Here is a 14,917-nt window from a genome sequence, read left to right as displayed (position 1 = left end):
CCGTTCGGCGGCCAGCGGTGGCGAGGGGTTGAGCGGCTTTTTACGTTCCTTGTAGCGGGACTTCCCCTGTGACCCGTTCTGTCGGGTTCGGTTCCGCATGTCCATTGGAGGACGAAATGCGCTGTGCCCGTCTCGCAGTCGTCGGCACCATCGTGACTCTCAGTGTATGCGGCTCCGCCGGTGCGGCGTTCGCCGCCACGCCGATGCAGACCGATTCCGGTCGCCCCGGCGACACGGTGTTGTTGTCGGACGACAAGCACTGCACCGCGAACACGGCGACCGCTTCCTCGGACGCGTTCACGGCCACCGCCACCCTGACCCGGGAGGGCGACGAGGTCAAGGGCCAGGCCACGATCAAGGACGTGGCCACCGGCGACTACGAGGTCAAGGTGGTCTGCGGCGAGGGCCAGGAACTGATCGGCAGCCTGCACGTGATGGGCAGCGCGCCGACCACCGCGTCCACGGCCGGCTTCGGCGGCACCCAGGGCGCCGACCCGGCGCTGCTCGCGGTGGGCGGTCTGGTGCTCGCGGGCGCGGCCGGCACCGGCTTCGTCGCGCTGCGCCGCCGGACCTCGAACCCCGCCTGACCGATGGCCCGTTCCGCACCCGAGGCACCCGTGAGTGCCGCGGATCGGCAGCACCGACCCGGTGGCCGCCGCCTGTTCTGGGCGGCGGCCACCGGCGTGCTGGCGATCGGCGGCGCAGGGCTGCTGTACGCCGGGTACGACGCCGCCGCACCACCACCGCGCCCGCCCGCCGCGGCGGCGGTGCCGAGCACGCCGGCGGCGTCCGCCGCGGATCCCGCGGCTTCGGCGACCCCCGCGGGGCCCACCGATCCCGCCGCGTCCACGACGCCGCCCGCGGCGCCGCCCGAGCCGGCGCCGATGCGCGCGTCGATCCCGACCCGGATCCGGATCCCGGAGTTGGGCATCTCGGCTCCGTTGGCCCGGGTCGGCCTGGATCAGGCGGGCGGCATCGACGTGCCCGCGCAGGGGGATCGCAATCTGGCCGGCTGGTACCAGGGTGGCGTGACGCCAGGCGAGAAGGGCACCGCCGCGATCGCCGGGCACGTGGACACCGCCGCCGGTCCTGCGGTCTTCTATCCGCTGGGCGCGCTGCCGCGCGGCTCCCGGATCGAGATCGACCGCGCGGACGGCAGCGTCGCGGCGTTCGTGGTGGACGGGGTCGAGGCGTTCGCCCGGGACGACTTTCCCACCGCGCGGGTTTTCGGCGACGCGACCCGACCGGAGTTGCGGCTCCTCACCTGCGGCGGCACCTACAGCAAGAAGACGCACTATTCCGGCAACGTCGTGGTTTTCGCCCACCTCGTCCCGTAGGCCCGCCATATCGAGCCTATCCATCGTATTCGGCGGATCGAGCCGATTCGCGGCGCCCGGCCGCCGGAAATCGGGCGCGGCGATCATTCCTTGATCATCTCCGATGGTTGGTGATTTGGGTCTTGCGAATAAAAAGCGGAACTGGCAATAATCCGATTACCAATCCAAACGGCCCACCCGGCCGGGAGAGGAGACGTCATGATGCGTCTCGCCGATCGTCTGTTGAACCGACTGACCCAAAAGGCCACGGTCGAGGCAGGCTGTAGCAACACCTACTTCTGTGGTGGAGGCGTGCTCTTCCTGTATCAGTGCTGCAAGGACGAGGGCTGCACCACCACGCGCGTCGGCAACTGCTGACCTTCGGCCCCGGAGCCGTCGGCGGGCGGGGTTCGTCCGTCTCCGCCCGTCGCGGCCGTTGGTGATATTCCGCGATGCAATATCGCGCAGCGGGATTGCCCGCAGCGGGATTAATTATCGCGCCGTCATTATCGGGGCGGACCACCCACAAGGCGGCCGTCCCGAGGATCGCATCCACAACTGCGTTCGGCGTAGTACGACACGTATCTTCGGCACCCCGAATTGGCGAATGTGCGTGTAGCGCGACCTCGAAATCTGTTGGGCGATCCTGCCGGACTCGACGGCGGGCGGTGAACTTTCGCCGCCCGCCGTTTCCGCGCGCCAAAAAGGGGGACAACCGTGGGCTACATATACCTGGGCTCGGCCTGCCTGATCGGCCTCGTATTCGCCGTCGCCGCGGTCGCCAAGCTCCGCGATTTCGCCGGCTTCGTCGACTCCATACCGGGCCTGCTGCCGCTGCGGGCCGGGTCGACCCGGCCGGTCGGGTACGCGGTGGTCGCCGGGGAGATCTCGGTGCCCGTGCTCGTCCTGGTCCCGCCGACCCGAGGCGTCGGCTTCGCGGTCGCCGGCGTGTTGCTCGCCGGGTTCACCGCGGCCGTCGGCGCTGCGCTGCGCCGGGGTCGGCGCTCCTCCTGCCGCTGCTTCGGCGCCTCCGACGCGCCGCTGGGCCCGCGCCACCTGGTGCGCAACGGCATCCTGCTCGCCGCCTCGATCGCCGGCCTGTCCGCGACCGGCCTCGCCTCCCCCACCGACCTGCCGCCCGCGCTCGCCGGCAGCGCCGTCGCGGTGGTGGCCGGGCTGCTCGGCGCGCTCCTGCTCATCTCCCTGGACGACATCGTCGACCTGTTCGCGAGGAATGCCTGATGCCCATACTTGTCGCCGCCGTCGTGCTCATCGCTCTGGTGAGCGCGTTCAACCTGGTGCTCCTGCTCGGCGTGCTGCGCAGGCTGCGCGCACCACAACCGCAGACCGCGACCGCGTCCGGGCCGCCGATCGAACTGGGGCCGGGCAAGCGCCCCGGCGTGTTCACCGCCACCACGACCACCGGCGAACAGGTGGGCGACCTCGACGTCGGCGGGCTGGTCGGCTTCTTCTCCGCCGGGTGCGAGCCCTGCCACGTACAGGCACCGCGCTTCGCCGAGCGGGCCCGCTCGCTGGGTCGCGAGCGCACGCTGGCGGTGATCGCCGGGGACGACGCCGAGTTGCTCGCGCTGCTGACCCCGGTGGCCCGGGTGATCGTGGAGGAGTACGACGGCGTGGTCCAGGCCGCGTTCAGAAATGCCTGGACGCCGGCGATGTACCTGCTCGGCGCGGATCGGCGGGTGCTGGCGGCCGGCCTGAAGATGACGGATCTGCCCGCCGTCGGCGCGTCCGAGAACAGCCATCGGCCCAGCGAAGCGCACGCGTGAGCCCACGGATCGACGCCCGCGACCTGTTCGCCGCCGCCCGCGAGGCGATGTCGCTCACCCGGCACGCGGCCCCCGCCCAGGCGCTGGGGTCGCTGGCGGTGACGCTGGGGTCGGCGGGTGTGCCGATCACCATCGCGTGGCTGACCAAGCTGGTCATCGACCGACTCACCGACGGACACGGCGCGATCGGCGGCCTGGCCCTCGCGCTCGCGGTCACCGGACTGGTCGCCACCATGCTGCCGGGGATCGGCCGCTACCTGCGCGCCCAGATCGGCCGGGCCACCGGGGTGGTGGGCACCGACCGCCTGTTCGCGGCGGCCGAACGCCAGGTGGGCCTGCGCCGGTTCGAGGACCCGGCGTTCCTGGACCGCTTGCGCCTGGGACGCAGCAGCACCGCCGGCTTCGGCGTCCTGGTGGACGGCGCGAGCGGCACCGTGCAGGGCGCGCTGACGCTGCTCGGCTTCGTCGGCTCATTGCTGATCCTCAGCCCGACGATGACCGGGCTGGTCCTGCTCGCCGCAATCCCGGTGCTGGTCGCCGAACTGCGGTTGTCCCGACTGCGCGCCGGCATGCAGTGGGACTTCGAACAGGTGCACCGCCGGGAGTTCTTCTACGGCCGACTGCTCACCGACGTCGAAGCGGCCACCGAGATCCGGCTGTTCGGCATCGGCCCGTTCCTGCGCACCCGGATGATGCACGAGCGGCGCCGCGCCAATGCGGCCGAACGCCGAATGGACCTTCGCGAGTTCGGCACCCAGGCGGTGCTGGGCGCACTCGGCGCCGCGGTCGCCGGCGGCGGTCTGTGGTGGGCCGTCACCGCCGCCCGGCGCGGCACCCTCAGCGTCGGCGACGTGACCATGTTCGTGGCCGCGGTCGGCGGCATCCAGGCGGCCCTGGACCGACTGGTGTCCTCGATCGCCTCCGCGCACGGCCAACTCCTGAGCCTGACCCACTACGTCGCGGTGGTGCGCGCCGAACCCGATCTGGCCTCGGCCACCGAGAGCGCACCCGCGCCGGAGCCGGGCGTGGGCATCGAGTTCCACGACGTGTGGTTCCGCTACAGCGACGACCACCCCTGGGTGCTGGGCGGCGTCGACCTGCGCATCCCGCACGGTCGGGCGGTGGCCTTGGTGGGACTCAACGGGGCGGGCAAGAGCACGCTGGTCAAGCTCCTGTGCCGGATGTACGACCCGACCCGGGGGCGGATCACCTGGGACGGCGTGGATCTGCGCGACATCGCGCCGGCCGAACTGCGCGGGCGGATCAGCGCGGTGTTCCAGGACCACATGAACTACGACCTGACCGCCGCGGAGAACATCGCCATGGGCGACCCGGACAGCCTGGGCGACCGGGCCCGGATCGAGGCCGCCGCCGAACGCGCGGGCATCCACGACCGGCTCGCCGCCCTGCCACGCGGCTACGACACGCTGCTGACCCGGATGTTCTTCAGCGAGGCCGACAAGGAGGACCCGGACACCGGCGTGGTGCTCTCCGGCGGCCAGTGGCAACGCCTGGCCCTGGCGCGGGCGTTCGTCCGCGCCGGGCGGGAGCTGATGATATTGGACGAGCCCAGCTCGGGCCTGGACCCGCAGGCCGAGCACGAGGTGCACGCCCGAATGCGCGAACACCGCGAGGGTCGTACCAGTCTGCTCATCTCGCACCGGCTCGGCGCGGTGCGCGACGCGGACCTGATCGTGGTCCTGGACGGCGGTCGGATCATCGAACAGGGCTCGCACGAGGCACTGCTCGACGACGAGGGCCACTACGCGAGCCTGTTCCGGCTCCAGGCGGCCGGATATCGGGAGGCGACGTGAACCCGGCCCGGATCGCGCCTGTCGTGCTCGCGGGTGCGAGCGTGGGCGCGGCGGCACTGCTGTGGGTGCGCCGGCGCTACCTGGTGGCCACGGTCGAGGGTCCGAGCATGGAACCCACGCTCTTCCCGGGCGATCGCTTGTTGGTGCGTCGCACCGGGCGGGTGCGGGCCGGTCGGGTGGTGGTCGTCCGGGTCCCGCATCCGCCGGTGGTGGCCGGACTGCCGCCGGGGTTGCGGCGGTTGGACGCGGCCGTGCTCGCCGCGATCCCGGAACGCACCGATCTGGCCCCGGTGCCGCGGGGGCGGTTGATGGTCAAGCGTGCGGTGGCGGTGGCGGGTGATCCGGTGCCGGTGGACCGTTTCCCGGTGCTGCGCGACGCCGCCGGGGAAGCGGTGCCCGCCGGCGCGTTGGTCGTGCTGGGCGACAACGCCGCGTCGAGCTGGGACTCGCGCGCGTACGGTTTCGTGCACCGGGACCAGGTGGTCGGGGTGGCGGTGCGCCGGATCGCGCCGCCGGGCGGGCGACGAACTTCCCGCCGGGGGCTGGTGCGGGCGGCGCCGACGGGCGACGATGGCAGCGGGCCGGGAACGGGTGCGGCGCGGGGTGAACCACGAGCGGACTGATCCTCTCGACTTCGCAAAATGCAAGCGCCGTTTCCCTCCACATTTCGGTGCGGGATCGCGACAGGATCTTGGGCGTCCCAAAGCGAAAGGTTGTGTCCCACATGCCCACCTCCCACCGCCTGCGCGTACTCGCGCCGGCCGTGGCCGGAGTCGTCGCCGCCACCGGTCTGCTGTCCGGCTGTCTCGGCAACGACAAGGACGACAAGGGCAGCAAGGCTCCCGTCGTCTCTTCGACCGCATCATCCACGGGGAAGGCCACCACGAGCCCGACCGGCAAGCCGAGCGGCACCACGAAGCCGACCGGCAGCGCCACGGGCACGTCCACGGCCGACATCATCGACGCCTTCACGTACAAGACCGGCCAGTGCATCAACCAGGACGGCGCCAAGACCACGGACGTCTCCTGCGCGAAGCCGCACAGCGGCCAGGTCGGCAAGGCGTTCGACCTGCCGGCGTCGGTGACGCCGCTCACCGCGGGCTACGAGGACAAGGTCGGCGAACTGTGCGAGCAGTACATCGGCCCGCTGTTGGATCGGCAGCCCGCGTCGCCCAAGCTCGGCTTCTCGTACTCGTACCCGCTCGACATGGAGTCGTGGAACCACGGCAACCACCAGGCGGCGTGCATCATCGAGCGCGAGGACAAGCAGCCGCTGACCACGATCGTCAAGTAGCGTCGGCGTGACCTCGGCCCCCGTAGTCGCCTACGGGGGCCGATCACGTGTTTCGAACGGGTGCGGTCGAGCCGGCGGAGCCGAGCGGTCGAGGGGCCGCCGGGTCGGCTTCGGGTCGGGTCAACAGGCGCCCTTGTACAGGTACTTGCTCACGTCGGGCTGGTCCACGTTCTCCTTGGTGACGGCGACCAGGTCGGTGGAGATGTTCTTGGGGACCGGCTTCTTGTCGAGTGCGGCGACGGCCTGTTCGACGCCCTGGGAGCCGATGTCGAACGGCTTCTGCGCGATCAGGCCCTGAATCGAACCCTTGCGCAGCGCCTCGACCTGCTTCGGGGTGGCGTCGAAGGCGACCAGTTTGACCTGGCCCGCCTTGCCGGCCTGTTCGATGCCGGTGGCCGCGCCCTCGCCGCTGAACACGTTGGCCGCGAAGACGCCGACCAGGTCGCGATGCGAGGCGATCGTGGAGGTGACGATGGAAGCGGCCTTGGCCGGGTCGTCGTCGTTGTACTGCACGCCGAGGTAGGTGATGCCGGGGTGCTTCCTGATCTCCGTCTCGAAGCCCTTCAGGCGGGCGTCCGTGGTGGAGATGCCGGGCTTGACGCTGATCGCCGCGACCGTGCCCCGGTCCTGGAGCAGACCGGCCAGGGTCTGGGCGGCGAGCATGCCGCCGCGTTCGTTGTCGGAGGAGATCGCGGTCTCGCGGATCGAGCCGTCGTCGAGCTTGGTGTCCACCTCGATCACCTTCGCGCCCCGGGACTTGAGCTGCTGCTCGGGTTGGCGCAGGGCCTGGGTGTCGGTGGGAGCGATCAGTACGGCGTCCGGGCTCTTGGCGGCGACGGCGTTGACCACGGGGGTCTGCAGCGAGGCGTCCCACTTGTCCGCGCCGGTCACATCGAGCTTGACGCCGAGTTCCTTGGCCTTCTGCTGTGCGCCGCAGGCCATCGAGATGTAGAACTCGTCGCCCTTGACGCCCTGGACGAAGGTGATCTTGCGTCCGCCCCCGGAGCCGCCGTCGTCGCTGCACCCGCCGAGGGTGGCGACCGCGGTCAGGGCGATGGTCACGGCGACGTACGTCGGTGTCTTCATCGGGCAGTGCCTCCTGGCGGTGGTGGGGCGAAACGATCGGCCGTGCGGCGGGGGTGGGCCGGAGCGGGTGGCGGGTCGGATCGAGGCGGTCCGGGAACGGCCGCGGTGGTCAGCGGCGTTGCCGGCCGCGGCGGCGCAACTGGTCGGCGTACACGGCGGCGATCAGCACGGCGCCGACCGCGACGCTCTGCCAGAACGGCTGCACGCCCAGGATGACGAAGCCGTTCTGCAGGATGGCGGGGATGAAGACGCCGATCAGCGTGCCGACCACGGTGCCGATGCCGCCGAACAGGCTGGTGCCGCCCAGGACGACGGCCGCGATGGCACCGAGCGAGTCGTTGGCGTGGCCGCCGATCGTGGTGGTGGTGAAGCGGGCGAGGGACAACACCCCGGCGAGCCCGGCCAGGGTGCCGGACAGGGCGTAGACCTCGATCATGTGTCGATCGACGGCGATCCCGGCGCGCCGGGCCGCCTCGGCGTTGGAACCCACCGCGTAGGTACGCCGGCCGAAGCGGGTCGTGGCCAACACGAGCGCACCCAGCACGGTGACCACGAGCGCGATCACCACCAGCCATGGAACGCCCAGGAATCGGCCGTTGCCGATCGTGTCGGTGAACCGGGTGGGCACGCCCCGGACGTCTTGACCCTCCGTCAACACCTGGGCCAGGCCCAGCGCCATGCCCAGGCTGCCGAGCGTGACGATCAGCGCGGGCACCCGCGCCTTGGCGATCAGGAAGCCGTTGAACGCGCCCCAGCCGGCGCCGGCGGCGAGACCGGCGAGTACGCCGAGCAGGATCGCGCCCCAGCCGGCGTCCGGTCCGGCGACGGCGGTCATCGTCTTGGCCGCGGCGACGCCGGCGAAGACCAGGACCGAGCCGACCGACAGATCGATGCCGGCCATGATGATCACGAAGGTCATCCCGACGCCGACGATCAGCAACACCGCCGCGTCGGTGGCCACGTTGCGCAGGTTGAACGTGGTGGGGAACTGCTCGGGTCGCATGACGGAGAAGGCGGTCACCAGCACCATCAGGACCAGGAAGGTCCACCACGAGTTGCTCCGGGCGAGCCGGCGCCACACCACACGGCGGAGGAACGATCCGGCGTCCGGGGGGACTTGGCCGGCCTGCGGCACGGGCGCCGGGTGTTCCCGACCGCCGCGTGTCGCGGGTTGCCCGTCGGCTCGGTCGCCGTCCGGGTCCGGGTGCCCCGGTGGGGTGGCCGTCTTGTCGAGGTTCATGCCGGTGCTCCCTGCCCGTCGAGTCCGTCCAGGGCGCCGGTCATCGCGCCCACGAGGTCCTCCACCGTGGTGTCCGCGGCGGTCAGGCTCGCCACGCGTCGACCCAGCCGCAGCACCTCGACGCGGTCCGCGACCGACAACACCTCCGGCATGTTGTGGCTGATCAGCACGACCGCGATGCCGTTGTCCCGGACCCGGCGGATCACCTCCAGCACCCGACCGCGCTGGAGCACACCGAGCGCTGCGGTCGGCTCGTCCATGAAGATCACCTTGTCCGCCCAGGCGACCGCGCGGGCGATGGCCACACTCTGTCGCTGGCCGCCGGAGAGCGTCCCGATCGGGGCGTCGATGTCCTGCAACTCGACGCCGAGCCGGGCGAACGCCTCGATCGCCCGCTCGCGCATCGTGGCCTTGTCCAGTACGCCCAACCGCCCGGCCAGACCGCGGCGCAGCAGCTCGCGGCCCAGGAAGAGGTTGGCCGCGCCGTCCAGATCGGGCGCCAGGGCCAGGTCCTGGTAGACCGTCTCGATACCCAACTCCTGGGCGTCCGTGGGTCGTTCCATGCTCACCGGCCGGCCCTCGAAGAGGATCTCGCCCGCGTCCGGTCGTTCGGTGCCGGCCAGGGTCTTGGTGAGCGTGCTCTTGCCCGCGCCGTTGTCACCGATCAGCGCGACGACCTCGCCCGGGAAGACGGTGAAGTCGGCGCCGCGCAGGGCCTGGACCTGGCCGTACCGCTTGACCAGGCCCCGACCTTCGATCAGGGGTTGCACGTGCCCAACTCCTTCGGGTTGTCGGGTCGTTCACCGCGAGCCGGCTCGGCCGGGGCCGGGGCACCACGAGTTCGCACGTGTGTCAGGACGGAGGCGAGAGCGAACCGGGTCGCCGACCGTCTGACAACGGTGTCAGTACAGTGCTGGCCCGATGGGCGGGTGTCAAGGGTTTCGCGGATCTCGGGTTCGGCCCGGAACTCGCGCTGATCTGTTGGGGATTGCGGCGATTGGCCATAGTCGATCCGGCTCGGCGGCCGATCCGGGAAGCAGCCGGCGGGCGGGATGTCGACAGCTTGTCGACGGCCCGGTACGGTCCGTGTGACAACGATGTCAGAGGGAGTGTGCGGCACATGGCGGCTGAACCCCTGGGGGACTCCCCCGAACACGCGGCCTGGCTGGACGCGGAATGCGACCGACTGATCCGGTTCGCCCGGGGCGCCCGGCTGGCCGAGGGCGGGTTCGGCTGGCTGGACGACACCGGTCGGCCGGTCGCGGACGGGGTGGTGCACACGTGGGTGACGGCCCGGATGACGCACGTGTTCGCGTTGGCACGGTTGCGGGGGGTCGGCGGTGCGGGGCAGGGCGCGGGTGGGGGCGACGCCGGCGATGTCGGGCCGGACGAGGCGGCCGCGCTCGTGGCGCACGGAATCGCCGCGTTGACGGATCTGCTGCGGGACGGCGAGCACGGCGGCTGGCATCCGCTGGTGGACCGGTCCGGGCGGCCGGTGCCGGACGCCGAACGCCCGGACGGCAAGCGCATGTACGACCACGCGTTCGTCGTGCTGGCCGCCGCGAGCGCGTGCGCCGCCGGCCATCGCGGCGCGCCCGCCCTGCTCGCCGAGGCCCTGGACGTCGTCGAGCGCCGGTTCTGGGAGGCCGACCGGGGCGCCTGCGCCGAATCCTGGGACCGGGCCTGGACCACCGGCGAGGCGTACCGGGGCGCCAACAGCAACATGCACGCCGTGGAGGCGTTCCTGGCCGCCGCCGACGCCACCGGCGAACACCACTGGCGCACCCGCGCCCTGCGCATCGCCGAGCGGGTCGTGCACGACCACGCGCGGGCCGATCGATGGCGGCTGGTCGAGCACTTCGCCCCGGACTGGACGCCGCGGCGCGAGTACCACCACGACCGTCCCGCCGATCCGTTCCGCCCCTACGGCGCCACCGTCGGCCACGGCTTCGAGTGGTCCCGGCTGCTGCTCGCGCTGGCCGCGTCGTTGCCGGACCCGCCCGATTGGTTGCGTACCGACGCGGAGGCGCTGTTCGCGGCGGCGGTGCGCGAAGGCGGCCACGCGGACGGCCGGCCGGGCTTCGTGTACACGCTCGACTGGACCGGACGGCCGGTGGTACGCACCCGGATGCACTGGGTCCAGGCCGAGGCGATCGCGGCGGCGGCGGCACTGCGTCGGGCCACCGGGGTCGCCTACTACGATGACCTGTACCGAGCGTGGTGGGAGCATGCCGACGCAGTGTTCCTGGACCGGAAGCACGGTAGCTGGCATCACGAACTCGACCCCGACGCGCGGCCCTCGGCCACCGTCTGGCAGGGGAAACCCGACGTGTACCACGCGGTACAGGCCACCCTGCTGCCCCGGCTGGGGTCCGCACCGACCCTCGCCGAGGCATTGCGTCGAGCCGCCCGCCGAACCGACGACCGCCGCTGAACCGACCGACCCCGACTGCCGCTTCGCACCGCCGGCGTCCGCTCGGGGCCGGCCCCACTCCCCCGCTCCCGGTTCCGGGAGCACCGCACCCTGGGTGCCGGATGCGAACCCGGCCGCTCGAAAGGTAGGACCCCCGATGGCCGGCCCGACGATTCCGGAGCGCCCGCGCGGGCGCGGTCGTACCACGATGAAGGACGTGGCCGCCCTCGCCGGTGTCGGCATCAAGACCGTCTCGCGGGTGATAAACGGTGAGCCGAACGTCAGTGCCGGGAAACAGCAGGCGGTGTGGGCGGCCGTCGCGCAGACCGGATTCCGGCGCAACGACAGCGCGGCGCAGTTGCGCTCGGGGCACACCTCCAGCATCGGCCTGGTCCTGGAGGACGCCGCGGACCCGTTCTCCTCCGCCCTCACCCGATCCATCCAGGACATCGCCCACCAGCACGGCACGGTGTTGTTCAGCGCGTCGTCGGCGGAGGATCCGGACAAGGAGCGCGACCTCGTCCTGGCCCTGTGCGCACGGCGCCTGGACGGCCTGATCGTGGTCCCGGCCGGCGGCAGTCACCGCTACCTGCTGCCGGAGATCGAGGCCGGGATGGTGTGCGTGTTCATCGACCGCCCACCGGGCGACATCGAGGCGGACACCGTGCTCGTGGACAACGTCGGCGGGGCCCGGACCGGAGTCGAACACCTGATCCGGCACGGCCATCGACGGATCGCGTTCATCGGCGACCGGCTGGAGATCTTCACCGCCCGGGAAAGACTGCGCGGCCACCGCGAGGCGTTGACCGAGGCGGGCATCGAACCGGATCCGCGGCTGGTGTACAACGGGCCGCCGTACGGTGCGGAACTGCGGGCGTGGTTGCGGGCGATGCTCGGCGGGGCCGATCCGGCCACCGCGGTCTTCTGCGGCAACAGCCGATTCACCGTCGAGACGCTGCGCGAGATCCGCCGCTCGCCGGTGCAGCCCGCGCTGGTCGGCTTCGACGACTTCGAACTCGCGGACATGCTCACCCCGGCCGTCACCGTGGTCGCCCAGGACCCGTTCGGCATCGGACAGGCCGCCGCGCACCTGTTGTTCCGCCGCCTCGCGGGCGATGTGACCCCGGTACAGCACATCCACATGCGCACCCGGCTGATCCCGCGCGGCTCCGGCGAGGTCGGTCCGTGACCGGCGGTACGGGCGCCGCCGCCCGACCGGGCGCCGCCCCTCGGCACCACGAACCCACCAGGAGGGCCGCCGCATGATCACCGTGATCGGCGAGGCGTTGATCGACCTCGTATCCGTCCGGGGCGGCGATCCGGTCGCCCATCCCGGGGGCAGTCCGGCCAATGTCGCGGTGGGGCTGGGTCGACTCGGCGCGCCGGTGCATCTGATCACCCGTTACGGACCGGACCCGCACGGCGAGTTGCTCGCGGCGCACCTGGCGGCGAGCGCGGTCGAGGTGGCGCCGCAGAGCCGGTCGGCGGGTCGCACCAGCGTGGCCCGAGCCGACCTGGACTCGGCCGGAGCGGCGACCTACACCTTCGACATCGACTGGGAGTTGCCCGAGTCGGTCGGCGTCCCGACCGGATCCCGGTGCGTGCACACCGGTTCGATCGCGGCGACGCTGGCCCCGGGCGCGGACCCGGTGCGGCGCCTCCTGGCCGCCGAACACGCGAAGGGGGAGGCGGTGGTCTCCTACGATCCGAACTGCCGGCCGTCCCTGATGGGCGCCCCGGGGCCGGCCCGGGAGCGGATCGAGTCGCTGGTGGCCCTGTCGGATGTGGTCAAGGTCAGCGACGAGGACCTCGCCTGGCTCCATCCGACCCGGGACTTCGCCGACGTGGCGGATGCCTGGCTGGCGCTGGGGCCGGGCCTGGTGGTGGTCACCCGCGGCGCCGAGGGCTCGTACGGCGTGTGCGCCGCGGGGCGGGCTGCGGCGCCCGCCCGGGCGGTGCCGGTGGTGGACACGGTCGGCGCGGGCGACGCGTACACGGCCGGCCTCCTGGACGCGCTGCGCCGCCGGGACCTGTTGCACCCCGCCGGCATCCGAGGTCTCGACCCGGCGACGCTGGGCACGTTGCTCGCGGACGCGTCGGTGGTCGCGGCCCTCACCTGTTCCCGGGCGGGGGCGAACCCGCCCACGGCGGCCGAGCTGCGCGCGTATCGCCGCGCACACGGGCTCGCCGGCGGGACGGAATGAGACCGGGAAGCCGGGCCCGAGCAGGCCGGGGAGGCGTGGACCGAGGAGGCCGCGGTGGCGCGCGGAAGGGGCGACGAAGAATCGTTTTCGGTCACGGGTAGATGACGTCGTGACGAGACCGTGCCGGGGCGGGCGGCGGGAGCCCTACGGTAAACCCATGACTGTGTCGTCGGATGCCGACCGGCAGATCGCACTGATCGTCGAAGTCCAAGACCTGGCCCGGGAGTTGGGTATTCAGGTCTGGTTGCGGGGCGGATGGGCAATGGATTTCTACCTGGGGCGGATAACCAGGGAACATGCAGACGTCGACTGGTTCGCGTGGGCACAGGACGCCCCGGCGCTCACCGAAGCGTTCTCCGCGCGAGGATTCGTTCGCCTGGCTCGGGCGCCGGTCGAACAACAACTCGATTACGCGGCGGGTGGGGTGGAATTGGGCTTCGCGTTCCTGGCCCTCGATCCCGAGGGTCACGTGATCGTGGCCGGTGGGCCGTGGGCGGGCGCACGCTGGCCGGAGAGGATGCTGGAGACGCCGCCGGGCAGGTTGGGCGGGTTGTCCTGCCCGATCATCTCGCCCGAGGCGCAGGTCGAGATCAAGCTGATGATCCCCACGTGGATGCCGCATCGGCCGCGTCGGGCCAAGGATGTCGAGGACGTCGAACGATTGCTGGAGGCGATGACCGGATAGTGGGTACGGCCGGCTCGTCGTCGACCGGTGGGGTGCGACGAGCGGGGCGAGTGGGGGCGGTGGGGCGTCCGACGTGGGGTCGGGCGTTCGGAGGTGGCCGGCGTGGGGTCGGTGCCTCGGGGGTGTGATCGATACGACGATCCGTCCGGGCGTCCGCCCTCACTTCGTCGTGCCCACCGGCCGGCCGGATTTCGTGGGTCGTGCGCACCGATCGGCAGTCCGCCGGCGCCGCCGCCCGACTACCCGATCCGGTCGAGACGGGCCGACAGCCGGGCCGCCTGGCGCTCCAGGGTTCCGGGTGGGTTGCGGTGATGACCGGGGCTGTCCGGCAACAACATCAGCAGCCAGACGAAGGCGAACAGGGCCCGGAAGTCCCGCAGTCGTGCGATCTCGGGATCGCTCAACTCGAAGCAGGACAGGAAGAACGTCGTATCGGCCTCGGTGCCGTGCGGCCACATCGAGACGTGCTCGACCAGCTCCGCCAGTTCGAACGCCCGGTCGCTGCGGCCGGAGATCTCGAAGTCCACCAGGCGAACCCGCGCGCCGTCCCACAGGTAGTTGGCCAGGTTTCCGTCCGACAGGCCGAACACCGGCCGGATGCCCGGCCCCGGTTCCGCCGGCGTGTCCCGTTCCGCCAACCACGCGCGGCCGGCCTCGAAGGCCCGCGCCACCATCGGGTCGGGGCCGAGTTCCCGCCCGCCCGTACTCCACGCCCGCGCCTTGCCCTCGACCACGGGCGGATACCAGGTACAGGCCGGCAGGGCCAGGATCGTCTCCGTCGGAACCGCGTCGTGCAGCGTGCCGATCGCCTGTGCCAGCGCCCGCAGTTGCTCTTGGCCGAGGTCTCGTCCGCGCAGCGGCACACCCCCGAGTCGGGACATCACGACGACGGGCGGTTCGCCGTCGATGTCCTCGCGGATCGGCTCCGGTGCCAGGCCCGGTGCGTATCGGGCCAGCAGGCTCAGCGCCTGCCATTCGCGCAGCGGCTCGGCGCGCTCGCGCGAGCGAAATCGCTTGACCACCACGTCGTCACGGAACTCGATGTCGTGCGTACTCCACGTCTCGGTCATCGCGGCAC

16 protein-coding genes are annotated in these 14,917 nt (G+C 71.8%); 12 read left to right on the top strand and 4 right to left on the bottom strand.

Annotation, left to right across the window (positions count from 1 at the left end):
• The first annotated feature begins 152 nt into the window (after positions 1-152).
• The 8 genes from ABZ374_RS14915 (at position 153) to ABZ374_RS14880 (ending at position 6,211) form a co-directional block, all read left to right on the top strand.
• Positions 153-587, top strand: a complete 435-nt coding sequence (locus ABZ374_RS14915; protein WP_360310820.1) for a hypothetical protein — start codon at positions 153-155, stop codon at positions 585-587.
• A gap of 30 nt (positions 588-617) precedes the next feature.
• On the top strand, positions 618-1,337 hold the full coding sequence (locus ABZ374_RS14910; RefSeq protein WP_360310818.1) for a class F sortase: 720 nt from the start codon (positions 618-620) through the stop codon (positions 1,335-1,337).
• 222 nt (positions 1,338-1,559) lie between these two features.
• Positions 1,560-1,694 (top strand): hypothetical protein, encoded by a 135-nt coding sequence (locus ABZ374_RS14905; RefSeq protein ID WP_281174555.1) that lies wholly within the window; start codon positions 1,560-1,562, stop codon positions 1,692-1,694.
• Between the two features lie 339 nt (positions 1,695-2,033).
• Positions 2,034-2,558: a MauE/DoxX family redox-associated membrane protein gene (locus tag ABZ374_RS14900; protein WP_360310816.1), complete on the top strand. Its 525-nt coding sequence runs from the start codon at positions 2,034-2,036 to the stop codon at positions 2,556-2,558.
• Positions 2,558-3,103 (top strand): hypothetical protein, encoded by a 546-nt coding sequence (locus tag ABZ374_RS14895; protein ID WP_360310814.1) that lies wholly within the window; start codon positions 2,558-2,560, stop codon positions 3,101-3,103. Before ABZ374_RS14900 ends, ABZ374_RS14895 begins: the two co-directional genes overlap by 1 nt.
• A complete protein-coding gene (locus ABZ374_RS14890; RefSeq protein WP_360310812.1) occupies positions 3,100-4,917 on the top strand; it encodes an ABC transporter ATP-binding protein in 1,818 nt (605 codons plus the stop codon). The genes ABZ374_RS14895 and ABZ374_RS14890 overlap by 4 nt, the downstream gene beginning before the upstream one ends.
• Positions 4,914-5,540: a signal peptidase I gene (gene lepB / locus ABZ374_RS14885; RefSeq protein ID WP_360310810.1), complete on the top strand. Its 627-nt coding sequence runs from the start codon at positions 4,914-4,916 to the stop codon at positions 5,538-5,540. The genes ABZ374_RS14890 and lepB overlap by 4 nt, the downstream gene beginning before the upstream one ends.
• A gap of 101 nt (positions 5,541-5,641) precedes the next feature.
• Complete coding sequence (locus ABZ374_RS14880; RefSeq protein ID WP_360310808.1) at positions 5,642-6,211, top strand: septum formation family protein; 570 nt, start codon at positions 5,642-5,644, stop codon at positions 6,209-6,211.
• Positions 6,212-6,331: 120 nt separating this feature from the next.
• Here ABZ374_RS14880 and ABZ374_RS14875 read toward each other — a convergent pair whose 3' ends face one another.
• From ABZ374_RS14875 to ABZ374_RS14865, 3 genes are all read right to left on the bottom strand, one after another.
• Complete coding sequence (locus ABZ374_RS14875; RefSeq protein WP_360310806.1) at positions 6,332-7,297, bottom strand: ABC transporter substrate-binding protein; 966 nt, start codon at positions 7,295-7,297, stop codon at positions 6,332-6,334.
• Positions 7,298-7,406: 109 nt separating this feature from the next.
• Positions 7,407-8,537 (bottom strand): ABC transporter permease, encoded by a 1,131-nt coding sequence (locus tag ABZ374_RS14870; RefSeq protein ID WP_360310804.1) that lies wholly within the window; start codon positions 8,535-8,537, stop codon positions 7,407-7,409.
• The gene (locus tag ABZ374_RS14865) at positions 8,534-9,307 is read right to left on the bottom strand and encodes an ATP-binding cassette domain-containing protein (protein WP_360310802.1); all 774 of its coding nucleotides are present in this window, start codon (positions 9,305-9,307) and stop codon (positions 8,534-8,536) included. The genes ABZ374_RS14870 and ABZ374_RS14865 overlap by 4 nt, the downstream gene beginning before the upstream one ends.
• Positions 9,308-9,657: 350 nt before the next feature.
• Here ABZ374_RS14865 and ABZ374_RS14860 point away from each other — a divergent pair, with 350 nt between their 5' ends.
• The 4 genes from ABZ374_RS14860 (at position 9,658) to ABZ374_RS14845 (ending at position 13,839) form a co-directional block, all read left to right on the top strand.
• Positions 9,658-10,971, top strand: a complete 1,314-nt coding sequence (locus ABZ374_RS14860; RefSeq protein WP_360310800.1) for an AGE family epimerase/isomerase — start codon at positions 9,658-9,660, stop codon at positions 10,969-10,971.
• A 136-nt stretch (positions 10,972-11,107) separates the two neighbouring features.
• Positions 11,108-12,139, top strand: coding sequence for a LacI family DNA-binding transcriptional regulator (locus ABZ374_RS14855; protein ID WP_360310798.1), 1,032 nt, complete (start codon positions 11,108-11,110; stop codon positions 12,137-12,139).
• A gap of 73 nt (positions 12,140-12,212) precedes the next feature.
• Positions 12,213-13,154, top strand: a complete 942-nt coding sequence (locus tag ABZ374_RS14850; RefSeq protein WP_360310796.1) for a carbohydrate kinase — start codon at positions 12,213-12,215, stop codon at positions 13,152-13,154.
• 157 nt (positions 13,155-13,311) lie between these two features.
• Complete coding sequence (locus ABZ374_RS14845) at positions 13,312-13,839, top strand: aminoglycoside adenylyltransferase (protein WP_360310794.1); 528 nt, start codon at positions 13,312-13,314, stop codon at positions 13,837-13,839.
• A gap of 239 nt (positions 13,840-14,078) precedes the next feature.
• On the opposite strand, the gene ABZ374_RS14840 is transcribed toward ABZ374_RS14845, so the two are convergent.
• Positions 14,079-14,909 (bottom strand): phosphotransferase, encoded by an 831-nt coding sequence (locus ABZ374_RS14840; protein WP_360310792.1) that lies wholly within the window; start codon positions 14,907-14,909, stop codon positions 14,079-14,081.
• Positions 14,910-14,917 lie beyond the last annotated feature (8 nt).

The sequence above is a fragment of the Embleya sp. NPDC005971 genome (assembly GCF_040629175.1).
Classification (GTDB): Bacteria; Actinomycetota; Actinomycetes; order Streptomycetales; family Streptomycetaceae; genus Embleya.
The sequence above is the reverse complement of the archived record's forward strand: the minus strand, read 5'-3'. Positions and strand labels throughout refer to the sequence as shown.